The 25,986-nt window shown below is 73.8% G+C and carries 21 protein-coding genes and 1 pseudogene; 16 read left to right on the top strand and 6 right to left on the bottom strand.

Going from position 1 to position 25,986, the window contains the following annotated elements; all coding sequences use genetic code 11:
* Positions 1-107: 107 nt before the first annotated feature.
* The 10 genes and pseudogenes from ABZ154_RS22750 to ABZ154_RS22705 all read left to right on the top strand — a co-directional run bounded on the left by ABZ154_RS22750 (position 108) and on the right by ABZ154_RS22705 (position 9,974).
* Positions 108-1,109, top strand: a complete 1,002-nt coding sequence (locus ABZ154_RS22750; protein WP_356835339.1) for an aldo/keto reductase — start codon at positions 108-110, stop codon at positions 1,107-1,109.
* Between the two features lie 335 nt (positions 1,110-1,444).
* On the top strand, positions 1,445-2,278 hold the full coding sequence (locus ABZ154_RS22745; protein ID WP_356835337.1) for a M55 family metallopeptidase: 834 nt from the start codon (positions 1,445-1,447) through the stop codon (positions 2,276-2,278).
* Positions 2,271-3,614, top strand: coding sequence for a M20/M25/M40 family metallo-hydrolase (locus ABZ154_RS22740; RefSeq protein ID WP_356835335.1), 1,344 nt, complete (start codon positions 2,271-2,273; stop codon positions 3,612-3,614). The genes ABZ154_RS22745 and ABZ154_RS22740 overlap by 8 nt, the downstream gene beginning before the upstream one ends.
* Before the next feature lie 66 nt (positions 3,615-3,680).
* Positions 3,681-5,696, top strand: a complete 2,016-nt coding sequence (locus tag ABZ154_RS22735) for a prolyl oligopeptidase family serine peptidase (protein ID WP_356835333.1) — start codon at positions 3,681-3,683, stop codon at positions 5,694-5,696.
* A gap of 17 nt (positions 5,697-5,713) precedes the next feature.
* A complete protein-coding gene (locus ABZ154_RS22730) occupies positions 5,714-6,652 on the top strand; it encodes an LD-carboxypeptidase (protein WP_356835331.1) in 939 nt (312 codons plus the stop codon).
* A 175-nt stretch (positions 6,653-6,827) separates the two neighbouring features.
* Positions 6,828-8,585: a CocE/NonD family hydrolase gene (locus ABZ154_RS22725; RefSeq protein WP_356835403.1), complete on the top strand. Its 1,758-nt coding sequence runs from the start codon at positions 6,828-6,830 to the stop codon at positions 8,583-8,585.
* Between the two features lie 99 nt (positions 8,586-8,684).
* On the top strand, positions 8,685-8,924 hold the full coding sequence (locus ABZ154_RS22720) for a LapA family protein (protein ID WP_356835329.1): 240 nt from the start codon (positions 8,685-8,687) through the stop codon (positions 8,922-8,924).
* Positions 8,925-8,986: 62 nt separating this feature from the next.
* Entirely contained in the window at positions 8,987-9,604 is a 618-nt protein-coding gene (locus ABZ154_RS22715) for a GNAT family protein (protein ID WP_356835327.1), read from the top strand.
* Between the two features lie 64 nt (positions 9,605-9,668).
* Positions 9,669-9,855: pseudogene (locus ABZ154_RS22710) on the top strand (arginase family protein); the annotation flags it as partial.
* Entirely contained in the window at positions 9,846-9,974 is a 129-nt protein-coding gene (locus ABZ154_RS22705; RefSeq protein WP_356835325.1) for a hypothetical protein, read from the top strand. The pseudogene ABZ154_RS22710 and the gene ABZ154_RS22705, both read left to right, overlap by 10 nt.
* Positions 9,975-9,998: 24 nt before the next feature.
* On the opposite strand, the gene ABZ154_RS22700 is transcribed toward ABZ154_RS22705, so the two are convergent.
* The 3 genes from ABZ154_RS22700 to ABZ154_RS22690 all read right to left on the bottom strand — a co-directional run bounded on the left by ABZ154_RS22700 (position 9,999) and on the right by ABZ154_RS22690 (position 12,897).
* Positions 9,999-10,352 (bottom strand): VOC family protein, encoded by a 354-nt coding sequence (locus ABZ154_RS22700; RefSeq protein WP_356835323.1) that lies wholly within the window; start codon positions 10,350-10,352, stop codon positions 9,999-10,001.
* 124 nt (positions 10,353-10,476) lie between these two features.
* Entirely contained in the window at positions 10,477-11,286 is an 810-nt protein-coding gene (locus tag ABZ154_RS22695; RefSeq protein ID WP_356835321.1) for a class I SAM-dependent methyltransferase, read from the bottom strand.
* Positions 11,287-11,391: 105 nt separating this feature from the next.
* Positions 11,392-12,897 carry a phosphatase PAP2 family protein gene (locus ABZ154_RS22690; protein ID WP_356835319.1) on the bottom strand — a complete coding sequence of 502 codons (1,506 nt, stop codon included), beginning with the start codon at positions 12,895-12,897 and terminating at the stop codon, positions 11,392-11,394.
* Positions 12,898-13,115: 218 nt separating this feature from the next.
* Between ABZ154_RS22690 and ABZ154_RS22685 the strand changes: the two genes are divergently transcribed.
* Positions 13,116-14,321, top strand: coding sequence for an aminotransferase class I/II-fold pyridoxal phosphate-dependent enzyme (locus ABZ154_RS22685; RefSeq protein ID WP_356835400.1), 1,206 nt, complete (start codon positions 13,116-13,118; stop codon positions 14,319-14,321).
* Positions 14,322-14,339: 18 nt separating this feature from the next.
* Here ABZ154_RS22685 and ABZ154_RS22680 read toward each other — a convergent pair whose 3' ends face one another.
* Both ABZ154_RS22680 and ABZ154_RS22675 read right to left on the bottom strand, forming a co-directional pair.
* Entirely contained in the window at positions 14,340-14,990 is a 651-nt protein-coding gene (locus ABZ154_RS22680) for a VTT domain-containing protein (protein WP_356835317.1), read from the bottom strand.
* Entirely contained in the window at positions 14,987-15,769 is a 783-nt protein-coding gene (locus ABZ154_RS22675) for an MBL fold metallo-hydrolase (RefSeq protein ID WP_356835315.1), read from the bottom strand. The genes ABZ154_RS22680 and ABZ154_RS22675 overlap by 4 nt, the downstream gene beginning before the upstream one ends.
* A 274-nt stretch (positions 15,770-16,043) precedes the next feature.
* Between ABZ154_RS22675 and ABZ154_RS22670 the strand changes: the two genes are divergently transcribed.
* The gene (locus tag ABZ154_RS22670) at positions 16,044-18,248 is read left to right on the top strand and encodes a phage holin family protein (protein WP_356835398.1); all 2,205 of its coding nucleotides are present in this window, start codon (positions 16,044-16,046) and stop codon (positions 18,246-18,248) included.
* Between the two features lie 19 nt (positions 18,249-18,267).
* Here ABZ154_RS22670 and ABZ154_RS22665 read toward each other — a convergent pair whose 3' ends face one another.
* Complete coding sequence (locus tag ABZ154_RS22665) at positions 18,268-19,317, bottom strand: LacI family DNA-binding transcriptional regulator (protein ID WP_356835313.1); 1,050 nt, start codon at positions 19,315-19,317, stop codon at positions 18,268-18,270.
* A 128-nt stretch (positions 19,318-19,445) separates the two neighbouring features.
* On the opposite strand from ABZ154_RS22665, the gene ligA reads away from it, so the two are divergent.
* The 4 genes from ligA to secD all read left to right on the top strand — a co-directional run bounded on the left by ligA (position 19,446) and on the right by secD (position 25,932).
* Entirely contained in the window at positions 19,446-21,692 is a 2,247-nt protein-coding gene (ligA, locus tag ABZ154_RS22660) for an NAD-dependent DNA ligase LigA (protein WP_356835310.1), read from the top strand.
* A gap of 441 nt (positions 21,693-22,133) precedes the next feature.
* Positions 22,134-22,895 carry a rod shape-determining protein gene (locus ABZ154_RS22655; RefSeq protein WP_356835396.1) on the top strand — a complete coding sequence of 254 codons (762 nt, stop codon included), beginning with the start codon at positions 22,134-22,136 and terminating at the stop codon, positions 22,893-22,895.
* Positions 22,896-22,933: 38 nt separating this feature from the next.
* Complete coding sequence (locus ABZ154_RS22650; protein ID WP_356835308.1) at positions 22,934-23,578, top strand: hypothetical protein; 645 nt, start codon at positions 22,934-22,936, stop codon at positions 23,576-23,578.
* A gap of 35 nt (positions 23,579-23,613) precedes the next feature.
* Positions 23,614-25,932 carry a protein translocase subunit SecD gene (gene secD, locus ABZ154_RS22645; protein WP_356835306.1) on the top strand — a complete coding sequence of 773 codons (2,319 nt, stop codon included), beginning with the start codon at positions 23,614-23,616 and terminating at the stop codon, positions 25,930-25,932.
* The last annotated feature ends 54 nt before the right edge of the window (positions 25,933-25,986 follow it).

Below are 25,986 nucleotides of genomic sequence, written 5' to 3'. Positions count from 1 at the left end.
GAGGACTGTAAGTGATGAATCCGAGCGGAATCTCCTGTTGGACTGCTGGATCGATCTGCGGAAGCCTGAGGCCGTCCCCCGGCCCTTCTTCCCGCGGAGCCTTTCGCATGTACCTGCCGTCCGCCGACCGCTACTCCGCCATGCCCTACCGGCGCACCGGCCGCAGCGGCCTGCTGCTGCCCGCGCTCTCCCTCGGTCTCTGGCACAACTTCGGAGGAGACCGGACCCCCGACGAGCAGGGCCGCATCCTGCGCCGCGCCTTCGACCTGGGCATCACCCACTTCGACCTGGCCAACAACTACGGCCCGCCGCCCGGCTCCGCCGAACTCACCCTGGGCCGCGCGCTCGCCGGCGACTTCGCGAAGCTGCGCGACGAGATCGTCATCTCCACCAAGGCCGGCTACCACATGTGGGACGGTCCGTACGGGGAGTGGGGCTCGCGGAAGTATCTGCGCTCGTCCCTCGACCAGAGCCTGAAGCGCCTGGGCGTCGAGTACGTCGACATCTTCTACTCCCACCGCCCCGACCCCGGCACCCCGCTCGAAGAGACGATGGGCGCGCTCGACACCGCCGTACGCCAGGGCAAGGCCCTCTACGCCGGCCTCTCCAACTACTCCGCCGAGCAGACCCGCGAGGCCGCCGCGATCCTCAAGGACCTGGGCACGCCCCTGCTCATCCACCAGCCCCGTTACTCGATGCTGGACCGCCGGCCCGAGGACGGGCTGCTCGCCGCGCTGGACGAGCTGGGCGTCGGCTCCATCGCCTACTCCCCGCTGGAGCAGGGCATCCTCACCGACCGCTATCTGCACGGCATCCCGGCCGGCTCCCGGGCGGCGGGCGACAGTCCCTTCCTGACGTCCGACGCCCTCACGCCCCAGCTGGTGGAGCGGCTGCGGGCCCTGGACACCCTGGCGAAGGAGCGCGGCCAGTCCCTCGCCCAGCTGGCCCTGGCGTGGGTGCTGCGCGGCGGCCGTCTCACCTCGGCCGTGGTCGGCGCGAGCAGCGTCACCCAGCTGGAGAACAGCGTCGAGGCCGTCCGGAACCTGGAGTTCACCGAGGACGAGCTGACCCGGATCGAGGAGCTGCTGACCGAAGCCCCGACCGGCTGACGCCCCCGGCCCGACCGCACCGGCCGTCGCGCTCTTCTGAAGTGCGGTGCTCAACGGTCTGTCCGTCCAGTCCCGTGACGGCGTCCCGCTCCCGGGACTCCAGCAGACGGTGGCCGCCGCCATGGCCGCACGGGACAGCCTGGCCGCCCCCGACGACACGCCCTGAACCGGCAGATCAGCTCCTCCCATGTCAGGAGGCCATGTCAGGAGCTAATGTCGGGAGCCCTCGGCCGGAGCCCACGCAGAGCCCACTGGAGGGACCTTCGGCGGGCCGGAGCGGTGACAGGGGCACCCTCCCTGGCTCAGCCCGCCGCCGGGGCGTACGGTGTGGCGGCATGAAGATCCTCATCAGCGCCGACATGGAGGGCGCCACCGGAGTGACCTGGCCGGCCGACGTGCTGCCGGGCACCCCGCAGTGGGAGCGCTGCCGGCCGATGTTCACCTCCGACGTGAACGCGGCCGCCCTCGGCTTCTACGACGGCGGCGTTGACGAGGTCCTCGTCAACGAGGCCCACTGGTCGATGCGGAACCTGCTGCTGGAGCAGATGGACGAACGCGTCCAGATGCTGACCGGCAGGCACAAGTCGCTCTCGATGGTGGAGGGGATCCAGCACGGCGACGTGGACGGTATCGCCTTCGTCGGCTACCACACCGGTGCCGGGACCGAGGGGGTCCTCGCCCACACCTACCTCGCCAACTCCATCACCGGCGTCTGGCTCAACGGGGCCCGCGCCAGTGAGGGCCTTCTGAACGCCCATGTAGCCGCCGAGTACGGCGTCCCCGTCGTCCTCGTCACCGGCGACGATCTGACCTGCGTGGACGCCGAGGGGTACGCCCCCGACTCCCGCAAGGTCGCCGTGAAGGACCACGTATCGCGGTACGCGGCCGTGTGCCGCACCCCCGCCCGTACCGCCGCGGACATCCGGACGGCCGCGCGTGATGCCACCGCGCTCGCCGTCCGTCAGACCCCCGTCACCGGCGGGACGTACACCGTGGAGCTGGAGTTCGACGCCGAGCATCTGGCGGCCGCGGCGACCGTGGTGCCCGGCGTCGCGCCCAGCGGTGAGAGGCGCGTCGCCTACACCAGCGGGACGATGTACGAAGCTATCCGCACGTTCAAGGCGGTGACGACCATCGCGTCGTCCGCCGTGGAGGAACAATATGGCTGACGCCCTCGGCCCGCTCGGCCCCGTGGACGAGCAGGCCCTCGACGAAGTGGTCACGTTCACGTCCGAACTGATCCGCATCGACACGACCAACCGGGGCGGCGGCGACTGCCGGGAGCGCCCGGCCGCCGAGTACACCGCCGAGCGGCTGGCCGGGGCCGGTCTGGACCCGGTGCTCCTGGAGCGCAGCCCGGGCCGGACCAACGTCGTCGCCCGGATCCCCGGCACCGACCCGTCGGCCGACGCGCTGCTCGTCCACGGCCACCTGGACGTGGTGCCCGCCGAGCCCTCCGACTGGTCCGTGCACCCCTTCTCCGGCGAAGTCCGCGACGGGGTGGTGTGGGGGCGCGGGGCCGTCGACATGAAGAACATGGACGCGATGGTCCTCGCCGTCGTACGGGGGTGGGCGCGCGAGGGTTTCCGCCCCCGCCGCGACATCGTCATCGCGTACACCGCCGACGAGGAGGCCAGCGCCGAGGACGGCTCCGGATTCCTCACCGACCGGCACGCGGACCTCTTCGAGGGGTGCACGGAGGGCATCAGCGAGTCCGGCGCGTTCACCTTCCACGCCGGGCACGGCCTCTCCCTCTACCCGATCGCGGCCGGCGAGCGCGGCACCGGCTGGCTGAAGCTGACCGCCGAGGGCCGGGCCGGGCACGGGTCCAAGGTCAACCGGGCCAACGCGGTGAGCTCGCTGGCCGCCGCCGTCGCCCGCATCGGTCAGCACGAGTGGCCGATCCGGATCACCCCGACCGTACGCGCCGCGATCACCGAGATCGCCGCCCTGCACGGCATCACCGTCGACCTGGACGAGCCCGGCTTCGATGTCGCCCAGCTCCTGGCCAAGCTCGGCCCGGCCGCCGCCCTCGTCGAGAACACCGTACGCAACAGCAGCAACCCGACGATGCTGGCAGCCGGTTACAAGGTCAACGTGATCCCCGGCCACGCCACCGCCTACATCGACGGACGTACGGTGCCCGGTGGCGAGGACGAGTTCCGCGAGACCCTGGACCGGCTCACCGGGCCCGATGTCTCCTGGGAGTACGACCACCGGGAGGTCGCCCTCCAGGCCCCGGTCGACTCACCCACGTACGCCAAACTCCGGTCGGCCATCGAGAAGTTCGATCCCGACGGGCACACCGTCCCGTACTGCATGTCGGGCGGCACCGACGCCAAGCAGTTCTCCCGGCTCGGCATCACCGGCTACGGCTTCTCGCCGCTCAAGCTGCCCCCGGGCTTCGACTACCAGGCGCTTTTCCACGGCGTCGACGAGCGCGTCCCCGTCGACGCCCTCCACTTCGGCGTCCGCGTCCTCGACCACTACCTGCGCACCGCCTGACCAGCACCGCCGGACCAGCACTGTCCGACCGGTATCGTTCGACCGGACCCCGGGGGGATCTCCGCCGTGAACACCGTGCCCCAAGCCCCGTACGGCTCCTGGCCGTCGCCGATCGACGCGGCCCTCGCCGCCTCGCACGACGGCCGCCCCGACCACCTCGGCACCGTCGGCGACGAGGTGTGGTGGACCGAGCCGCGCCCGGCCGAGGGCGGCCGCCGCGTCCTGATGCGCCGCCGCCCGGACGGCACCACCGCACCCGCGCTGCCCGCCCCGTGGAACCCGCGCAGCCGGGTGATCGAGTACGGCGGACAGCCCTGGGCGGGCGCGGTGCGCGAGGAGGGCGGGCCGCTTGTCGTCTTCGTCCACTTCGCCGACCAGCGGCTGTACGTGTACGCCCCCGACGGGCCGGACGCGCCCCGGCCGCTCACCCCGCTCTCGGACGTCGGCGGCGGGCTGCGCTGGGTGGACCCCCAGCTGCACCTGGACCGCGGCGGCCAGGGCGAAGTCTGGTGCGTGCTGGAGGAGTTCACCGGACCCGGGCCGACCGACGTACGCCGGGTGGTCGCCGCCGTACCGCTGGACGGTTCCGCGGCCGAGGACCGCTCCGCCGTACGGGAACTCTCCGACGGAAGTCACCGGTTCGTCACCGGGCCCCGCGTCTCGCACGACGGGCGACGGGCCGCCTGGATCGCCTGGGACCACCCCCGGATGCCCTGGGACGGCACGGTGGTGATGCTGGCGGAGATCACGGAGAGCGGTGAACTCACCGGCGTACGGCCCCTGGTGGGCGATGTCGACGAGTCGGTCTGCCAGATCGAATGGGACCGCGACGGCAGCCTTCTATTCGTCTCCGACCTCGCCGACTGGTGGGAACTCCAGCGCATCCGCCCCCACGCCGTGGCCGGAAGCGTGGTACCCAGCAGCCGTCTTCTGCCGCCCCGCGGCGAGGAGTTCGGCGGGCCGCTGTGGAAGATCGGGCTGCGCTGGTTCCATCCGCTGGAGAACGGGCTGATCGCCGTCCTGCACGGCCGGGGCTCCCAGCGGCTGGGCATCCTCGACCCGGAGACGGGCGAACTCGCCGACGTGCCGGGCCACTGGGACACCTGGGCCGACACCCTCGCCGTGCACGGCAGCCGGGTCGTCGGCGTCGCGGCGAGCCCGCGCACCGGCTACGAGGTCGTGGAGCTGGACACGGCGACCGGGCGTACCCGCGTCATCGGATCGGCCCACCGGGACGCCGTCGACCCGGCCTACCTCCCCGCACCGCAGGACCGGACGTTCACGGGCTTGGACGGCCGCGAGATCCACGCCCACATCTGTCCGCCGCACCACCCCGGGCTCACCGGGGCCGAGGGCGAACTGCCCCCGTACATCGTGGCGGCGCACGGGGGCCCCACCGGCCACGCACCGCTCGTTCTCGACCTGGAGATCGCCTACTTCACCTCGCGTGGCATCGGGGTCGCCGTAGTGAACTACGGCGGCTCCACCGGCTACGGCCGCCGCTACCGCGAACGGCTCCGCGAACAGTGGGGGGTCGTCGACGTGGCGGACTGCGCGGCCGTCGCCGACGCCCTGGTCGCGGAGGGCGCGGCCGACCCCCGCCGGCTCGCCGTCCGGGGCGGCAGCGCGGGCGGCTGGACCGCCGCGGCCTCGCTCATCGGCACCGACCGCTACGCCTGCGGCACGATCCTGTACCCGGTCCTGGACCTGGACGGCTGGTCGACGGAGGGCACGCACGACTTCGAGTCGCAGTATCTGGAGTCCCTGATCGGACCGGCCGCCGAGGTGCCCGAGCGCTACCGGGAGCGTGCGCCGATCAACGGCACCGACCGGCTCACCGCACCGTTCCTGCTGCTCCAGGGGCTGGACGACCTGGTCTGCCCGCCCGCCCAGTGCGACCGGTTCCTCGCCGCCGTCGCGGGCCAGGGTGTGCCGCACGCGTACATCGCCTTCGAGGGGGAGGGGCACGGGTTCCGGCGGGCGGAGACCCTGATCCGGGCGCTGGAGGCCGAACTCTCCCTCTACGTACAGACATTCGGTATCGACCGGAGTGACGTGCCGCCGCTGGAGCTGAAGAAGTGACGCCGGCTCCTTCGCGGGTGGCCCCATCGGCCCGTCCGCCCCGACTGCGCCCGGGCGCGCGCGTCGCCGTCGTCGCTCCCAGTGGTCCCGTCCCCGCCGACCGGTTGGAGGAGGGGCTCGGTGTGCTGCGCGGCTGGGGGCTGGAACCGGCCGTGGCCTCCCATGTCGCTGACGTACATCCGGCATTGGACTACCTGGCGGGGGCGGACGCGGACCGGGCGGCCGACCTCCAGGCGGCCTGGTGCGATCCGTCCGTGGACGCCGTGTTCTGCGCCCGGGGCGGGTACGGCGCGCACCGGATGGTGGACCTGATGGACTGGGCGGCGATCCGGGCGGCCGGGCCCAAGGTGTTCGTCGGCTACAGCGACATCACCGTGCTGCACGAGGCGTTCGCTCTACGGGCCGGATTCTCCACTCTGCACGGCCCGATGGTGGCCACCGAGGCGTTCCTGGAGGACGCGGTCACCCGTGAGCACCTGCGCGCCACGCTCTTCGAGCCGGAGACGACCTCGACCCTCGGTCTGGACGCGGCCGCCGCCCTGGTACCCGGACGGGCCCGGGGAGTCCTGTACGGGGGCTGCGTCAGCCTGCTCGCCGCCACCGCCGGCACTCCGCACGCCCGGACCGGCGCCCGGGACGGCCTGCTCGTCATCGAGGACACCGGGGAGGAGCCCTACCGGCTGGACGGCATCCTCACCCGGCTGCTGCGCTCCGGCGTCCTGGAGGGGCTGTCCGGGGTGGTCTGCGGCTCCTGGCAGGAGTGCGGACCGTACGAGAAGATCCGCGCGGTGCTGGCCGACCGGTTCGGCCCGCTGGGCATACCGGTGATCGAGGAGCTGGGGTTCGGTCACGGTCCGACCGCGCTGACGGTCCCGCTGGGAGTGCCCGCGGTGCTAGACGCCCCTGCGGACGGCGGCCGGTGCACGCTGACCGTCGAGGTCCCCGCGCTCCTCTAGGCCCGGGCGCTGCGGGTCCGCCCCCGGGCATCCTCATGTGAAGGTCCGTCAACAACCGCTGTCCTGAGCGTTGACACGGCTATGACACGTGTCACAGCATGAGCGCGGCCAAGTGCTTACCGGTCGGTAAGGTGTCCTCGGTGTGGAGGTCTTCGTGTCAGGTGCTGTTTCCAGCTTGCGCCACCCGCTCGTCGCGGTCGCGGGCGCTGCCCTCGCCGCCCCCCTCGCCCTCTCCGGCCCGGCCCACGCCGAAGCCGCCCCGTACACCGTCACCCCGCTCAAGTTCACCGTCCAGGCGGGCGGCCGCTCCTGCGTGGTCGACGCCGACCTGTACCGCCCCGCCGGTGTCGACGCGGACCGCCCCGCCCCCGCTGTCCTCGCCACCAACGGCTTCGGCGGCAGCAAGTCCGACGGGTCGACCGACGCCATCGGCAAGGCCGTCGCCTCCCGCGGCTATGTCGGCCTCGTCTACTCCGGCCTCGGCTTCGGCAAGTCCGGCTGCCTGATCACCCTGGACGACCCCGCCATCGACGGAAAGGCCGCGAGCGGGCTCCTCGACTTCCTCGGCGGCATCCGGGCGGCGGACGACGGCACCCGCGCGGACTACGTCGTCCGCGACGGCGGGGGCGACCCGCGCGTCGGCATGATCGGCGGCTCGTACGGCGGCGCCATCCAGCTCGCCACCGCCTCCACCGACCCCCGCGTGGACGCCCTCGTCCCGCTCATCACCTGGAACGACCTCGCCTACGCGCTCGCCCCCAACAACACCGGGGCGGCCGCCGGCGTCACCTCCGACACCCTCGGCGTCTTCAAGTGGCAGTGGACCAACGGGTTCTACCTGATCGGCGAGGGCCAGCCGCTCCTCAACCCGAGCCTGGACCCCTCCCGCTTCAACCGGCTGGACTGCCTGCACTTCGCCGCCCAGGCCTGCGAGACCGTCCGGCTCCTCAACTCCGGCCGCTACCCGGCCGACAAGGCCGAGGCGATGCTCGCCTACGCCCGCAGCGTCTCGCCCGTCTCCTATCTCGACCGGGTCAAGGCCCCGACCCTGATCGTCCAGGGCCAGGCCGACAGCCTGTTCAACCTCAACGAGGCCACCGCCACCTACAAGACCCTCAAAGCGCGGGGCACCACCGCCAAGATGATCTGGCAGTCCTGGGGCCACAGCGGCGGCCAGGTGCCCGGCGAACTCGACCTGAGCGAAGGCAACCTGGAGACCAGCTACGTCGGCCGGCGGGTGCTCGCCTGGTTCGACCGGTACCTTCGGAAGAGGACGGACGCCGACACCGGACCCGAGTTCGCCTACTACCGCTCCTGGCAGAGCGGTTACGGGACCGCCGCGGCCGTGCCCGCCCTGTCGCAGAAGATGTACCTCTCCGGCGACGGCAAGCTCGTCGACAACCGCTCCAAGGTGATCCGCGGCAGCCGCCGGTACACCAACTGGCCAGTGCCGACCAGCCATTCGGAGAGCTCGATCGCCCCGCTGATCGGGCTGCCCGACCCCAAGCCGTACGACACGAAGGGCACCTACCTCGGCTGGCGCAGCGCCCCGCTCACCGCACCCCTCGACGTCGTCGGCGCCCCGAAGGCCACGCTGAAGGTCCTCTCACCGAAGGCGGAGCGGGTCCAGAACAGCGGGGACGCCTCCGACAAGCTCGTTCTCTTCGCCAAGGTGTACGACGTGGCCCCCGACGGCACCAGGAAGCTGGTGAACCGCCTCGTCTCACCGGTCAGGGTCCCCGATGTCACCCGGCCCTTCACGGTGGAGCTGCCCGGCATCGTCCACCGGTACGAGAAGGGGCACCGGCTCGAGTTCGTGATCGCCGCCAGCGACACCGCGTACTTCGGCAACCGGGGCATCAAGCCCGTCACCGTGGTCAGCGCCCCCGAGGACACGGGTGTGCTGGAGCTGCCCGTGGTCCCGGCCGGCTGAGACCGCTCTCTTCACCCGAACGGCGGAACACCACCGCCCCCCGGACCTGGCAGCGAGCCATGCTGGGGACCCCCCGGGGGGCGGCGAAAGGACCGGACCATGAGTCCCAAGGACGCGAGGAGCGACGGCAGGCGCAGCACCGGGCTGTGGACTCCGGGGCGCATCGCCGTCGGCGTGCTGGTCGTACTCGTCCTGGTGTTCATCTGCGTGAACACCGGGAAGGTCACCATCCGGGTGCTGATCCCCGAAGTGACCATGCCGCTCTGGCTGGCCCTGCTCGCCATGTTCCTGATCGGGCTGGTGTGCGGCGGCTACCTGTTCCGCCGGAAGGGCAAGTGACGCCGGGAGGCCGGCGGGAACGTCTCCCCGCCGGCCGCCCGTACCCGTCGTACGCTGGGACGGTGCCCGAACCGAACGGTCACCGGACACCGACCGCCCCGTACCTCGCCGAGGGCCGGAGAACGGCCCTGCGTCGCTTCACCGAGGCCGACGCGGCGGAGTTCACGGCCCGCGCCCGGGAGAGCCGCGCCCACCAACGCCCCTGGCTCTTCCCGCCGGAGCGGGCCGACACCTATGCCGCGTACGCCGACGCCCTCGCCCGGGACCCGGCCCGTGAGGGCTTCCTCGTCTGCGAGCGCGGCGACGGCGGCGACGGCGGGGCGGGCGGCGAGAGCGGCACGGGCGGCGCGGACGGGGCCATCGCCGGGTTCATCAACATCAACAACATCGTCCTCGGCGGCTTCCGCAGCGGCGCCCTCGGTTACGGGGCCTTCGCGCACGCGGCCGGGCGCGGACTGATGGGCGAGGCGCTCGGCCTCGTCATGGACCTGGCCTTCGGGCCGCTCGGTCTGCACCGCCTGGAGGCCAACATCCAGCCCGGCAACGCGGCCTCCATCGCCCTGGTCCGGCGGGCCGGGTTCCGCCTGGAGGGGTTCTCGCCCGACTTCCTCCACATCGACGGCGCCTGGCGCGACCATGAGCGCTGGGCGATCACGGCACCGGCCGCCGAAGCCTCGTGAGCCCCTCTCCGCGGCCCGCCGAAACCTCTTGAGGCTGCGCGGAGCGGCGGCGAGGATGAGTCGCATGCGTTCCATCGTGGTTCTCGAAGCCCCCTCCAACCTGGGCCTCCGGCCCCCCGCCCCCCGGCGCCGTCCCCGGCTGCTACGAGCTGGCGGGAGCCCTGCGTGAGCAGCGGATCGTGCAGCGGACCGGCGCGCTGGAAGGCGGAGTCGTGGTCCCGCCGCGCTACGACCTCGGCGAGTGGCAGGAGTCTCCTCCCCGCGCTGCGTCGGGCTCAACGTCACCATCTACGACCCGGACCTCGACCCGGACGGCACCGCGGGCGCCCTGCTCGCCGACCTCGTCGTCAAAGCGCTCGCGCCGGTCTGACACGCCTGTCCCGGGCCTGGCACGTCAGACCGTCACGTTGCGGTCCACGTACTCGAAGACCGAGCCGTCCGGGTGCAGCGCGATCAGGTTGCGCCCCGCCGGGGTCGGCACCGGCCCCGCGACGATCCTGGCGCCCGCCCGGGTCAGCGCTGCGTTCGCCTCGTCGACGTCCTTCACGGCGATGGTCGCGCTCACCTTGCGCAGCACCTCCAGCTCCGCCTCGGGCCCGCTCATCAGCAGGAAGCAGCCGATGGCGGCGACCGACACCCCGCCGCGCTCGAAGCGGTGGGCCGGGGTGCCCGTCAGCCCCTGGTAGAAGGCGACCGCGGCCTCCAGGTCGTCGACGCAGATACGCAGCGTGGTTCCGAGGATCTCCATGCGTACGAGGGTAGTCGGCGTCCGCCGTGCGTGTGATCGATTCGGGCCTGCTCCGGTCCGCCGGAATCCGGTAGCCGGAATACGATCCCCCGGCGCTGGCGCGGTGCGAGGGCCCGCCCGGACGTCACCCCCGGCAGAGCACCTCGCCGTGCGGGACCATGAACCAGCCGTCGCCCTCCTCGCCCCAGCCGCGCCACGTGGCCGCGATGGCCGTCAGCTGCCCGGCGCTCGCATGGCCGCCCCGGACCGCCAGTTCGGCGTAGACCGAGGCCGTCGTACGGTCCGCCCACAGCCCGCTCCACCAGGCGCGGGTCTCCGGGGTGGCGAAGCACCAGGCGGCGGCGGTCGGGGTGATGTCGGTGAACCCGGCCTGCCGCGCCCAGGAGAGCAGCATCCGCCCGGCGTCCGGCTCGCCGCCGTTGGCGCGGGCCACCCGTCGGTACACCTCCTGCCACTCGGACAGCCCCGGCGTCTTCGGGTACCAGGCCATCGCCGCGTAATCGCTGTCGCGCGCCGCGACCACCCCTCCCGGCCGGCAGACGCGCCGCATCTCGCGCAGCGCCTGGACCGGGTCGCCCACATGCTGCAGGACCTGGTGGGCGTGGACGATGTCGAAGGAGTCGTCGGGGAAGTCCAGTGCGTGGACGTCGGCGACCGTGAACGCGACGTTCTCCACGCCGCGTTCGGCGGCCACCGCAGCCGCCTGCTCCAGGATGCCGGGGCCGGTGTCGACGGCGGTCACCCGGCCCGGCGCGACCAGGGCGGCGAGGTCGGCGGTGATGGTGCCGGGGCCGCAGCCGATGTCCAGCACCGCCATGCCGGGCCGGAGTTCACCGAGCAGGTAGCCCGCCGAGTTGGCGGCGGTCCGCCAGCGGTGCGAGCGCAGCACCGACTCGTGGTGGCCGTGGGTGTAGACGGCGGTCTCTTTCGGCATGCAGCGTCCCTTCTCGGTACGGCGGTTGCGCGCTGCGACCACCGTACGCCGCCATGTCGTATGGTGAGATGGGTGTCTTGGTATGCGGACAGCTCCGGACGGCCGCTACACGGGCATCGGGCAGTAGACCGTCAGCGCCTCCGGCAGCTTGTCGATCAGCAACTCGGTTCCGGAGTGGGCCACTTCACCGTCGTACGCATACGGAGTCCCCGGCGCCAGCCCGGCGATCCGCACCCGGCGCCGCCGCACCGCCGCATGCGCGGGGGAGCGGGTCAGAGGTCCGGCCACCGCCGCCGCCAGCATGCGCAGCCCCGGGCTCCGGCCGCCGTGCACCACCCGGACGTCCAGCAGCCCGTCCGCCAGGTTGTGGCGCCGGCCGGGCGCCGGGCCGACCCGCTGGAAAAGGCCGTTGCCGACGAACAGCAGCCACAACGGGCGCCTGCGGCCCTGGAGTTCTGCCTCCAGGGGGCGCTGGCCGCGCAGCACGTGCAGGGCGGCGAGCACCCCCGCCGGCCAGCCGCCGATCCGGGGCGACCAGTGCTCCCGGGCCCGTACGAGATCCGGATAGGCGCCCAGGCTGAAGGCGTTGAGGAAGTAGCCGTCCGCCCCCTCGGGGCCCTTCGGGCCCGGGCGGAACCGGCCCAGGTCGACCTTTATGGCATCGCCCGCCGTGAGCGCCGCCGCCGTTTCCTGGACCGTCTCGATGCCCAGGTCGTAGGCGAAGTGGTTGAGCGTCCCGCCGGGGAAGACGGCCAGCGGCATCCCGTGCGTCGCCGCGACGGAGGCCGCCAGGTTCACCGTGCCGTCGCCTCCGCAGACGCCCAGGGCCTCGCCCCGGCCGGCCGCCTTCTCCATGGCGGTGGACAGGCCGGCGGGCGCGCACTCGACCACCTCGGCGAGCGGCAGTGCCTCGCGCACCATCGCCGCGGTCGCGGTCGCCGTGCCGGACGCCTGGTTCACCACCACCACGAGACCCTTGCCGCCGGGCAGTGCGGGCGCCTCACCGGGCGGCCGGCCGGGCGCCGGGAGCTGGCCCCGGGTGGGGACGACCCCGCGCAGGGCGAACGCGGCTCCTATGCCGAGGGCGGCCCCGGCCAGGACATCGCTCGGATAGTGGACTCCCGTGTAGACGCGGGAGGCGGCCACCGCCACCGCCACGGGGGCGACGACCGCGCCCCACCCCTTCGACTCCAGAGCCACCCCGGTGGCGAAGGCCGCGGCCGAGGCCGCGTGGCCGGAGGGGAAGGACGTGGTCACCGGCTGTCGCTTCAGCTGCCGCATGGCCGGCACATGATCGAGTATCGGCCGCTGCCGGCGGACCGCACCCTTGCCGACGGTGTTGATCGCCGCCGACGCCACGGCCAGCGACGCGACCCCGCGCAGGGCGGCCCGGCGGGAGCGCGCGCTGGAGCCGAGGGCCGCGATGCCGACCGCCGTCCCGAACCAGAGCAGCCCGTGGTTGGCGCTCCGGCTCATCTTGGGCAGCAGGGGATCGGCACCCGGCCAGTGCCGGCCCGCAACGCTCTGGAAGACGGCGAGGTCCCGTCCTTGCAGCCAGTTCCGCACCCGTCCGGCGGCGGAGGAGGCGGATGAGATGTTCGGTGACGACATGGGCGACATGGCTCAGCGAATACCCGTCCGCCCGCCGATGAACCAGCAGGCGCGCTGAGAGCCTCACCACGTGGCGCCGACCAACCGGCACAACGGCCCAAGGCTCGCCCCGCCGCGCAATTGGGCGGGCGGCCCGGCCCGAACCTCCGTATAAAGGGCCCAGAGAGCGCCCCGGAGCCGTGGAAGGGGCGGTGGCGGTGACAGCGGAGGAGGCCGGGATGCACGAGGACCACGGGCCCGTACGCTACGGGCCGCCCGCCCCCGACCCCGGCCTCCCGGTCCTGCCCGAGCTGGCCGCCGTCCTGGCCGCCGCTGCGGACCGCACCCGCCCCGAGCCGCCCGGCGGCGGCCGCGGCCTGCGCGAGGCGGCCTGCGCCTACTGGGCGCGGCGCGGGCTGCACGGCGGGCCGGAGAACATCGTGGCCGCCCCCGGCGACCAGCCGCTCCTCCTCGCGCTGATCGCCGCACAGGGCGGCGACGTCCTCATGCCCCGCCCCTGCCCGGCCACCTGGATGCCGCAGGCCCGGCTGCTCGGCAGGCCCGCCTACCAGGTGCCGACGCCGGCCGAGTGCGGGGGCGTGCCCGACCCGTACGCGCTGCTGGAGACCGTGCGCCGGGTACGGGCCGAGGGCGGCCGGCCGAAACTGCTGGTGCTCTCCGTCGCAGACGACCCCACCGCCACCGTCGCCCCGCCCGAGCTGGTGCGGGAGGCCTGCGAGGCAGCGGTCGGCGAGGGGATGCACATCATCAGTGACGAGACCTGGCGCGACACCGTGCACCGGCCGCGCGACACCGTCCTGCTCAGCCCCGCCGAGATGTGTCCCGACGACGTCACCGTCATCAGCGACCTCTGCGGCGCCTTCACCCCCGCCGCCTGGCCGGTCGCCGTCGCCCGCTTCCCCGAGACCGCGCGGGCAGCCGTACGCCGGGCCCGCACGCTGGACATCCTGACCGCCCTGGGCGCCCTGGTCGCCGGCCCGCTCGCGCCCGCCGCCGCCCACGCCCTCGGCGAGCCGGAGGCCGTACGGGAACGGATCCGGCAGGCCGCCGGGCTCCAGGCCCAGGTCGCCGCCGCAGCCCACCGCGCGGTCCTCAGCTCCGGCGCCCTGGCCCGCCCTCCGCAGGCGGGCCGCCACCTCTACGCGGACCTCGGCCCGCTCCGCCCCCGGCTGGCGGACCTCGGCGTCACGGACTCCATGGAGCTGGAGGAGTACCTCACCGACCGGCTCGGCGCCCCCACCCCGGGCGGCCACCGCTTCGGCGACGAGCTGGGCGCCCTGCGCGTACGCCTGGGCACCGGGCCGCTGCTGGGGGCGACGCCCGAGGACCAGCGGGCGTCCCTGACGGCGGCGGAGCCGCTGGAGCTGCCGCATGTGGAGCGGGCACTGAGCACGTTCGCGGCAGCCTTCGGCGAGCTGAGGTGAGCCGCGGGAGATGAGGCTTCAGACCGTCGCGCCGCCCGTCCCGTGCCCGAACCGCGCGCGCAGCCTCCGCCACACCGCCGGAGCCCCGCTGATCACCACGGTCAGCGTCACCGCCGCGACCACGCCCTGCCACGGCTCCGGGAAGAGCGACCCGCCCAGGATCCCGATCAGCTGGTACGTCGCCGCCCACGCCAGGCACGCCGGCACATCGCCCCGGGCGAACGTCTTCAGCTCCATCTTCCCCAGCAGGCAGGCCAGCATCACCGGGATCCGCCCGGCCGGCACCAGCCGGGACAGGATCAGCACCGTCCCGCCGTGCTCGTCCAGCTTCTCCTGGGCCTGCGCGAGCCGCTCCGGCGCGGCCCGGCGGGTGAGCGCCGCCAGCCACTTCGAACCGTTTCTCGAGCGCACCCCGCGCTGCCCCAGCCAGTACAGGCAGACATCGCCCAGGAACGCCGCTCCCGAGGCCACCGCGAAGACGAACAGCAGCGAGAACGGTGACGACTGGTGGAGCGCCACCACCGCCGCCGAACTCACCAGCGCCCCCGTCGGAATCACCGGGACCAACGACCCCAGCGCCACCAGGAGGAACAGCGTCGGATAGCCCACGGCCTGCTGGGTCGACTCGGTGGGCAGCGCCCCCACCACCGACTGGAGCTCCGGGATCACCGGCGGGCCTCCGGCCGGATGCGCTCGCCGTGGGACAGCAGGTGCACCGCCACCTCCGGCGCCCGGATGCCCGCCTGCCGGACGAACTCGTCGCCCGGCCCGTGGAACTCGTGCGGCCGCACCCCGTCAAGACCGATCGGCCAGTACGTGCCGAAGTGCACGGGCACCGCCGAGCGCGGCTCCAGGAGCGTCAGCGCCTCGGCGGCACGGGACGGGTCCAGATGGCCCTGCCCGAGGTACGGGCCCCAGCCGCCCACCGGCAGCAGCGCCACATCCACCGCGCCCACCGCCTCCGCCATCTCGTCGTAGAGCCCGGTGTCCCCGGCGAAGTAGGTCCGCGCCTCGCCCTCGACCACGTAACCGAGCGCGGGCACCTTGCGCGGCCCGACCGGCAGCCGCCGCCCGTCGTGGAGCGCCGGTACCGCCCGCACCCGCACCTCGCCGACCCGGACCTCGTCGCCCGCACGGACCTCGGTGACGGCCAGCTCCCGCCTCCGGAGCAGCGTGCGCAGCCCGGGCACGGCCGCGACCGCTCCGTTCGGCACGACCAGCCGGGTGCCGGGGGCCAGCCGGGACAGCGACGGCAGATGCAGATGGTCGGAGTGCAGATGCGAGACCAGCACCACCTCGGCGAGCGCGGCCTGCGGCGGCGGCACCTCACCCCGGCGGCGGCGCAGATGCGCGAAGCGCCGTACGAAGAGGGGGTCGGTCAACACGCGTACCCCGGAGTCCTCGATCGTGCAGGTGGCATGACCCCACCAGGTGACCTCCACCGGCACGTCCCGCCTCCTCGTTCGGCCTCCGCGACCCCGTGCCCCGGAGCGGCCCGCCCACACCCGCACAGGGCAAGCGCTGCCGGTACGAGCCTATGCGCCCCCGGGCCTCCACCACGACGGCCCCTGACCGGGCCCGACGCTGTGAAAAGCTGGGGAGCGGACTCCTGACGTACGGGTCCGCAGCCAAGAAGGCGTGAGGTGGACCGGCGTGGACGAGCGGAGACGGCGTACGCCGGGGTGGCGTACGGCGCGATGGCGTACGGCCGGCGGCGCGCTGATGCGGGTCGTCGCGGTCTGGGCGGTCTCCACCCTCACCATGCTCGCGCTCGCCGGCATCCTGCCCGACTTCCAGCTCCAGTCCGACGACGGCGACACCATCACCCGCACCGCGTTCACGGCGGCCTGGGGCGCGGGGGCGTTCGGCCTGCTCTCCGCGCTGGTGTGGCCCGTCCTCGTCCGGGCCCTGCTCATCGTCCCCGCGCTCGTCCTCGGCGCTCTTGTCTTCTTCCTCAACGGTTCGCTGCTGCTGATCGCGCTGCGCCTCATCCCGGACGGGCGCGGGGACGCCGCCCCGGAGACCGCGGTCGTCGTCGCCGCCGTGATGTCCGCCGTCGCCTCCGCCACCTCCACCGCGCTCGCCGTCCGCGACGACGAGGCCTACCGCCGCAGGCTCTCCCGCCTCGCCGACCGGCGCCGCCGACGCGGCTCCCCGGACGTGCTGGGACCCGACCGCGACGGACCGCCCGGCACCGTCTTCCTCCAGCTCGACGGAGTCGGCCACGACGTCCTGGTGAGGGCGGCCGCCGACGGGCTCATGCCGACCGTCGCCGACTGGCTCGCCGACTCCTCCGGACACCGCCTCACACCCTGGCGCACCGACTGGTCCAGCCAGACCGGCGCCAGCCAGCTCGCCATCCTGCACGGCTCCAACCACGACGTCCCCGCCTTCCGCTGGTACGAGAAGGAGACCGGCACCCTCATGGTCTCCAGCCGCCCCGCCAGCGCCCTGGAGATGCAGCGCCGCGCCATCGCCCGCACCCGGGACGGCGGCCTGCTCACCATCGACGGGGCGAGCCGCGGCAACCTCTTCAGCGGCGGCGCCGGACAGCTCGCCCTGGTCCTGTCCATGGCCGCCCGCCGAGGCAAGGGCCGGCGCTCCCGCTCCGGGTACTTCGCCTACTTCTCCGACCCGGCCAACGCCGTCCGTACCGCCCTCTCGTTCGCCGCGGAGGTCGGCCGCGAGATCGGCCAGTCGACCCGGGCCCGCGTCCGCAAGGACACCCCGCGGGTCAAGCGCGGCGGCCTCTACCCCTTCATCCGGGCCTTCGCGACCGTCGTGGAGCGCGACGTGGTCGTCTCCGCCGTCCTCGGCGACATGTTCGCCGGACGTACCGCCGTCTACGCCGACCTGGTCGCCTACGACGAGGTCGCCCACCACTCCGGACCGCACAGCCGCGACGCCGAGAAGGTCCTCCAGCGCCTCGACCGCTCGCTCGCGCTCATCGCCGAGATCGCCGACCACACCCCCCGTACGTACCGGATCGTGCTCCTCTCCGACCACGGCCAGAGCCCCGGCGAGACGTTCGCCGGGAGGTACGGGCTGACGCTCAAGGACCTCGTACGGGCGGGGTGCGGGCTCCCCGTGTCGCGCCGGGCCCGCGGCACGCACAGCGCCTCCGAGGCACGCGACGCGGTCCGGATCGCCCTGCACCGCCCGCCCGTGGAGGTGGAACCGGAGGCGGAGCAGGCGGTCAAGCGCTCCGAACCGATCGTGCTGGCCTCCGGCAACCTCGGCCTGATCTCCTTCCCCGACGTCGAAGGGCGAGCCTCGCGTGAGCAGATCGACCGCCGCAACCCGGCGCTGCTGTCCACGCTCGCCAACCATCCGGGGATCGGCTTCCTCCTCGTCCGCAGCGAGGAACACGGCTCCGTCGTGATGGGGCCGGGCGGGCTCGAGGTCCCCGTCGCCGAACTGGCCGACGGCGAGGGCCCGCTCGCGGGCTTCGGCCCCGGCGCGGCCGCCGCCGTACGGCGCACCGACACCTTCCCGCACGTCGCCGACATCATGGTCAACTCCATGTACGACCCCGAGACCGGCACCGTACACGCCTTCGAGGAGCAGATCGGCTCGCACGGCGGTCTCGGCGGCGAGCAGTCCCGGCCGTTCCTGCTCTGGCCGCGCGGGATGACGGACCCCCTGGACATCGTGGCCGCGGAGAGCGCCGAAGGCACGCCGACGCCGCCGGGCGGCGGGCTGGTGGGCGCGGAGGCGGTGCACCGGGTGCTCAACCGCTGGCTGCTGGAGTTCTCCGGGCCGCAGGTGCCGGTGCGGACGGAGGGCTTCACGGGGGCTGCCCGGGCGGACGAGCCGTTCCCGGAGCAGGGGGCCGTCGACGGTCAGGGGCGGGCCGGGGTGCCGGACCCGGACGTGCGGACCCCATCGGTGCTCAGCGAGATCCCGCTGCCAAAGACACCGGGCTGAGCATCGGGCGCCTCCCGGATCAGGCCGACTGCCGCCGTACCAGTGTCGGCGGGAAGAGCACGGAGGGCGACGGGCCGCCCGGGCCGCCGATCTGCTTCAGCAGCAGCCGGGCCATCTCCGCCGCCATCTCCTCCACCGGCTGCCGCACCGTCGTCAGCGGCGGGTCGCAGGCGGCCGCCGCGCTGCTGTCGTCGAAGCCCACCACGGCCACATCGGACGGCACGTCGCGCCCGGCCCGCTGCAGCACCGGGAGCGCGCCCAGGGCCATCAGGTCCGAGGCGATGAACACCCCGTCCAGGCCGGGCTGTTCCTCCAGCAGCCGGCGCATCGCCGCCGCGCCGCCCAGATGCGTGAAGTCCCCCTCCGCGCAGGCCACGTCCTCGATCCCGTGCGCGGCGAGGGCCTCCAGGAAACCCGCGAGACGGACCTGCCCCGCGGGCCTGTCCTGCGGACCGGAGACGGTCCCGATACGGCGCCGCCCCAGCGCGGCCAGATGGTCGGCCGCGAGCCGCGCCCCGGCCTGCTGGTCGACCTCCACGTAGGCCAGCGACGACGGACGCGGGGGGCGGCCGGCGAGTACGGCGGGCAGCCGGGTCTCCTGGAGCAGATGGGGCAGCGGGTCATCCGCGTGCGAGGTGACGAGGACGACACCGTCGACGTGGCCGTGGCGCAGGTAGGAGAGCAGCTGGGTCCGGGACGCCTCGTCGTCCGCCAGCATCAGCACCAGCTGGACGCCCGCCGGACGCAGCACTTCTAGGAGCCCGCTGACGACCCGGCCGAAATAGGGGTCGGAGAACATCCGGCCGGCGAACGGCTCGGAGACCGCCGGCCGTTCCCGCTCCGAGATCACCAGGGCCACCGAGTCGGTGCGCCGGGTCACCAGCGAGCGCGCCGCCCGGTTGGGCACGTACCCGGTCGTCGCCACCGCCTCCTCGACCACGGTGCGCAGGGCGGGGTCCACCGTGGTGGCTCCGTTGACCACCCGGGACACGGTGGCCCGTGAGACACCGGCCACGGCCGCCACGTCCTCCAAGGTCGGGCGTACGGGCGGCTCCACTTCGGCTGTCATGCGGCCCTTTATACCCGCAGCCCAGGGCGCCGGTCAGCCGAGGGCCCGTGTAGCCCCTGGGAGCGCTTCCAGCTCGGTGAGCAGAGGCCACCGCCTCGATGTCAGTGGTGGGCGGCAGGATGGTCACCATGACGAACCCAGCCGCTGTGCCCGCCGATGCCGCCGCCTATGCCGCTGCGGTCGAAGAGGCCTCCCAGGCCGCCGCCGCGTACTACGCCACGGGGGAGAGCACCCTCGACGACGACGCGTACGACCGGCTGGCGCGGGGGATCGCCGCGTACGAGGCGGGCCATCCCGACGAGATACACGAGTCATCACCGACGGGCAAGGTGGCGGGCGGGGCCGCCGTCGGCGACGTGCCGCACACGGAGCCGATGCTCTCGCTGGACAACGTGTTCTCGGCCGAGCAGTTCGCGACCTGGACGGCCTCGCTGGAGCGACGGATCGGCAGACCGGTCGCCGCCTGGAGCGTGGAGCCGAAGCTCGACGGCCTCGCGGTCGCCGCCCGCTACCGGGAGGGCCGTCTGGAGCGGCTGATCACCCGCGGCGACGGCACGGCGGGTGAGGACGTCTCGCACGCGGCCCTCGCGGTCGTCGGACTGCCCGAGCGGCTGGCCGCCCCGGTCACCATCGAGGTGCGCGGCGAAATACTCATGACGAACGAGCAGTTCGACCAGGGCAACGCGACCCGCACGGAGCACGGCGGCGCCCCCTTCGCCAACCCGCGCAACGGGGCGGCGGGCACCCTGCGCGCCAAGGACCGGGCCTACCGGGTGGAGACGACCTTCTTCGCCTACGGAGCCCTGCCGCTCGTCGGCTCCGGTGAGCTCGCGGAGACCCTCACCGAGCTGCCCCACAGCGAGCTCCTCGGGTACGTCGCCGGCCTCGGCGTGCACACGGCCGCGACCACGGAGGTGGCGCCGGTCCGGGTGACCACCGTGGAGGCGGTGCAGGCGCGGGTGGCCGAGATAGGCGCTCTGCGCCCTGAGTTGCCGTTCGGCATCGACGGCATCGTGATCAAGGCGGACCTCGCGGCCGACCGGCGTGAGGCCGGTTCCGGCACCCGGGCGCCGCGCTGGGCTATCGCCTACAAGCTCCCGGCCGTGGAGAAGATCACACGCCTGCTCTCCGTCGAGTGGAACGTGGGGCGCACCGGGATCATCGCGCCGCGCGCCGTCCTGGAGCCCGTCGAGATCGACGGATCGACCGTCGGCTACGCCACCCTGCACAACCCGGCCGACATCACCCGCCGCGATCTGCGCCTGGGCGACCAGGTCATGGTCTACAAGGCGGGCGACATCATCCCGCGCATCGAGGCCCCCGTGGCCCACCTGCGCACCGGCGACGAGACGCCGATCGAGTTCCCGGCGAGCTGCCCGCAGTGCGGTTCCGACATCGACACGAGCGAGCAGCGCTGGCGCTGCACCCGAGGCCGCAACTGCCGCCTGGTCGCCTCCGTGTCGTACGCCGCCGGCCGGGACCAGCTCGACATCGAGGGCCTCGGGTCCACCCGGGTCGTCCAGCTCGTCGACGCGGGCCTCGTCACGGACTTCGCCGACCTGTTCACCCTGGAGCGGGAGCAGCTGCTCGCCCTGGACCGGATGGGCGAGACCTCCACCGACAATCTCCTCGCCGCCATCGAGACCGCCCGCTCGCGCCCGCTGTCCCGGGTCTTCTGCGCCCTGGGTGTACGGGGGACGGGACGCTCCATGTCCCGCAGGATCGCGCGGTACTTCGCGACCATGGACCACATCGTCGCCGCCGACACCGAGTCGCTCCAGCGGGTCGACGGCATCGGCAGGGAGAAGGCCACGGCGGTCGTCGCCGAGTTGGTGGAGCTGGCCCCGCTGATCGACAAGCTCGTCCGGGCCGGGGTGACGATGACGGAGCCGGGAGCCACCCCGCCGCCCGAGCCCGGCACGGAGGAGGAGGGCGGCGGCGGGACCGGCGCGGAGCTGCCGCTGGCGGGGATGAAGGTGGTGGTCACGGGAGCCATGACCGGGGCGCTGGAGAAGCTGTCGCGCAACCAGATGAATGAGCTGATCGAGCGGGCGGGCGGGAAGTCCTCCTCCAGCGTCTCCGCGCGCACCAGCCTGCTGGTGGCGGGGGAGAAGGCCGGGGCGAAGCGGGCCAAGGCGGAGGAGCTGGGGATCAGGATCGCGGCGCCGGAGGAGTTCGCGGAGCTGATCGCCGACCTCCTGAGCGGGCGGACAGGAGAGACGGGGCAGGTTCCCGAGGCCGACGAGGCGGAGGAGATCGTTGCGGTGACTGCCGTGGAGACGGCGGCCGTGGCTGTCCTGGCGGTGGAGGGGAAGGCTACGGCGGGCGTGCGGACGACGGAGGTCGCTGACGCCGTGGGGGTCGTGGAGGTCTGATCCGGCCGGGGGCGCCGATGAATCTCCGGGGCGCCTGTGAATCGGGAGGGAAGTGGCTTTCCCTCACCCGGTATTGCATAGTGATGACTTGGTCATGCCTCGCTATCAGCGGGCCGATGGGTGCGTGGGCGGCTGCGGGTGGCCGGCCGGGGGTGAGGGGCGATGCGTTCTCCGTACGACGGACAGCGACGCGGTCGTGGAGTCCCTCTGCCGGGCCGGCTTGGCGGCGAGCTCCCCGACGCTCCGCACCATGACCCTCTGGCCACACGCGGGACCGGCCGGTCCGGCGAAGGGCGCGGGCCGCTCGGCGAGGGACCCCGCCCCTCCGGCGAGGGTCCCGGACCGCTTCGTGACGGAAGCGGTGCCGAGGGGCCCGGAACCGGGCGTGAGCCCGGGGCGCTCCGGGTGCGCCACGGATACCGCCGGCTCGGCGGCAGGACCGTGGCCGCCCGGGGACTCGCCCTGGACCTCGGCAGCTCCCGCACCCGGGCCTGGGTACCCGGCCACGGCCTGGTCGCCGACCTGTTCCTCGGCCGCGCCCTCGACGGGGACGCCGAGCGGCCCGTCCGGCGCGGGCGCATCGTCGACCCCGAGTCCTGCGGGCGGCTGCTCGGCCGCATCGCCGACGCGGCCCTGGGTCCCGACCGCACGGACAGCGTGATCGTCCTCAGCCACCCCGTCCTCGCCGGTCCCGTCCACCGCAGCGCCGCCCGGGAGCTCCTCGCCGGTCTTGGACCGACGCGCGCCCTCGTCCTCAGCAGCGCCCGGGCCGCCGCCGCGCACGCCGGGCCGCGCGACGCCGGCCCGCTGCTCGTCATCGACATGGGCGCCGAGCTGACCGAGGTCACCCTCCTCGTCGGTGGCCGGATCGCCGACGCCCGGCAGGCCGAGAGCGGGCTCAGCGACCTGGACCCGGCGACGCTGCCCGCCACCCTCGTGGGTACGGTCCTCGACATGGTGAAGTCCATGTGGCGGCAGGACCGGCACGGCGCGATCCGCGGCGCTCTGCGCAAGGGCCCGGTGCTCGCCGGTGGCGGAGCGCTGCGCCCCGACGTCACCGACCGCCTCGTCCGGTGCCTCGGCGCGCCCGTGCGGCTGGCGGAGGACCCGTCGACCACCGTCGTCCGCGGCGCCGGACAGATCCTCAGCTCCGTGCTCCGCCACGGGGTGCCCACCTCCGCCCTGCCCGGCCGACCGAGGTGACCCCGCACCCGGGGCCGCCCCGGGGGAACGCGCTCCCGGTGCGGCCGGGACCGGCGCACCGGACGCGGAGCGTGCTGGCCGCGCTGGTGCTCGCCGTCCTCACCCTGGTCGGCGGCGCCCCCACCGCTGGGGCCGCGCTCCCCGCCGGCGCCCTCAGCAGTCGCGCGTCCACCGTCGCGTACACGCCGAACGCCCCGCCACCCGCCCCGCGGACCGACCGCACCGCCCACCCCGGCGGCCCCCATCACGACCTCCGGCGCACCCGCACGGCCCCGATCGCCGCCGGCCCAGGCGCCGGCGGCCGCAACGCCCGCGACCAGCAGCCCCGCCCTCACCGGCACACCGCCCGGCCCAGCCCCGTCCGGCCGCACACGCACACCCCCCACTCCCTCCACGAGCGGTCGCCGGCCGCCGACCCGACCACCCAGACCCCCCGCGCAGCCATCAGCCGCGCCCACCTCTCCGGCCACGCGCCCCCGCCCTCCTACGAAGGGCTGCTGCCCTGCCCGCCCGGCCCGGTCGTGCCGCGCGGGCATGTCGAGCGGGTCACCGCGGCCTTTTTCTCCACGCCCTCCGGACGCCGGGGCGCGCTGCCCGGCGTCCGTGGTCCTCCGGGCACGAGTGCCGGTCCCCCGACCGGCCACCGGCTCTGCTCTGCCGATCCGGCGTCGCGTCCTCGCTGAGGTGAGGGCGGCCGACGCCCCACCGGAGGATTCCCATGACTCGCGCCACCACGGTGCGAGCGGTTCTGGCCGCCGCCGTGCTGCTCGTCTCCGTCTTCATCACGCTGACCATGTCACCCAGACTCGGCCTCGACCTCCAGGGCGGCACCCGTATGGTGCTCCAGGCCGAGGACTCCGCCACCGTCGAGGCGAACCGGGAGACCACCGACCGCACCCTGGAGGTCCTGCGCCAGCGCATCGACTCCCTCGGGGTCGCCGAACCCGTCCTCACCCGCTCCGGCGAGGACCGGATCATCGTCGAACTGCCCGACGTCCAGGACCCGCGCCAGGCCGCCGCCGTCATCGGCCGCACGGCCCAGCTCAGCTTCCACGCCGTGCAGGGCGCCGCGCCCCCCGGCACGGACCCCGAGTCCCAGTCCAAGCCCGAGAAGGGGGCCGGCCGGCTGATCCTCCCCGACGAGCAGGGGACGCGCCTCGACCTCGGCCCCACCCGCCTCTCCGGCGCGGGTGTCAAGGACGCCACCGCCTTCTTCGAGGCCCAGCAGGCGGCCGGCTGGACCGTGAAGCTGGACTTCCACAAGGACGCCGGCAAGGACTGGACCAGGCTGACCGGCGAGGCCGCCTGCCACCCCGCCGGGGACGAGCGGCGGCGCGTCGCCATCGTCCTGGACGAGAAGGTCATCTCCTCGCCCCAGGTAGACCCCTCGGTCGGCTGCCAGGCCGGACTGCCCTCCGGCGGCACCCAGATCACCGGCTCCTTCACCGCGAAGGAGGCCCGTGACCTGGCCCTCCTCATCAAGGGCGGCGCCCTGCCGGTCCCCGTCGAGATCGTCGAGCAGCGGACCGTCGGCCCGACGCTCGGTGCCGCCGCCATCGACGCCAGCGCCCAGGCGGCCCTGATCGGCGCCGCCGCCACCGCGCTCTTCATCACCTTCGTCTACCGCCTCTTCGGCGCGCTGGCCGTCGTCGCCCTCGCCGCGTACGGCGTGATCTCGTACGCCGCGCTCGTCGGCCTCGGCGTCACCCTCACGCTCCCCGGACTCGCCGGATTCGTCCTGGCGATCGGGATGGCGGTCGACGCGAACGTCCTGGTCTTCGAACGGGCGAGGGAGGAGTGCCAGGCTCAGCCGAAACGCTCCCTGCGCTCGGCACTGACCACCGGCTTCCAGAAGGCGTTGAGCGCCGTCGCCGACTCGAACGTGACCACGCTCCTCGCGGCCGGGCTGCTGTTCTTCCTGGGCTCGGGCCCGGTCAAGGGCTTCGGTGTCACCCTCGCCATCGGCGTCATCGCCTCGATGTTCTCCGCGCTGGTCATCGCCCGCGCGCTCACCGAGATCGCGGCGGGCTCGCGCTTCGTCAGCAACTACCGGGGCGTCAACGGCATCGCGCGTCCCGGCGGCGTACGGACCTGGCTGACCCGCAAGGACCCGCAGCTGTTCCGCAAGCCGGTCCGGTGGCTCGTCGTCTCCACCGCCCTGGTGGCCGTCGCCGTCGCCGGGATCGTGGTGCGCGGGGTCGACCTGGGCGTCGAGTTCACCGGGGGCCGGCTCGTGGAGTACTCCACCAGCCGCCCCGTCGACGTCGAGACAGCCCGCTCCACGCTCGCCGACGCCGGCTTCGGTGACGCCGAGATCACCACGGCGGGCGACGGCGACATCTCCGTACGCACCGGAAAGCTCGACAACGACGGGGAGCACGCCCTGCGGACCGCCCTGGCCACCGAGGGCGGTGAGACCACGAAGCTCAGGGACGAGCTGATCGGCCCGAGCCTCGGCGACGAGCTGCGGCGCAACGCGCTGATCGCCCTGGGCGTCGCCGTATTCGTGCAGCTCGCCTATCTCGCGGTCCGGTTCCGCTGGACGTTCGCCGTGGGGGCGGTGGCCGGGATGGTGCACGACGTGATCCTCGTCGTGGGCGCCTTCGCCTGGCTGGGGCGGCCCGTGGACGGCATCTTCCTGGCCGCCCTGCTCACCGTCATCGGCTATTCGGTCAACGACTCGGTGGTGGTCTTCGACCGGGTACGGGAGCTGTGGACCGGCAACCGGAAGGCACCCCTGGCCACCATCGCGCGCCGGGCGGTGCTCCAGACCGTTCCCCGCACGGTGAACACCGGGGTGGGAGCCCTGTTCATCCTGGTCGCCCTCGCGGTACTGGGCGGCGACTCGCTGGCCGACTTCGCGCTCGCCCTGCTCATCGGCATCGTCGTGGGCACCTGGTCCTCGGTGTTCGCCGCCGTACCGGGCGCCCTGGTTCTGGAGCGCACCACCAGCGCACCCCCGCCCGTACCGGGCAAGGGCTCCCGGCGCGCCGGCGCACCCCGGCGCGAGCCGCTCGACAACGGGGCCCGCGTCTGACCCCGTACCGGGGAAGCGCCCGTCCGCCCCCTGCCCGGCCTCCGGGCAGGGGGC

The organism is Streptomyces sp. NPDC006261, assembly GCF_040613515.1.
In the GTDB taxonomy this organism is placed as follows: domain Bacteria; phylum Actinomycetota; class Actinomycetes; order Streptomycetales; family Streptomycetaceae; genus Streptomyces.
The sequence above is the reverse complement of the archived record's forward strand: the minus strand, read 5'-3'. Positions and strand labels throughout refer to the sequence as shown.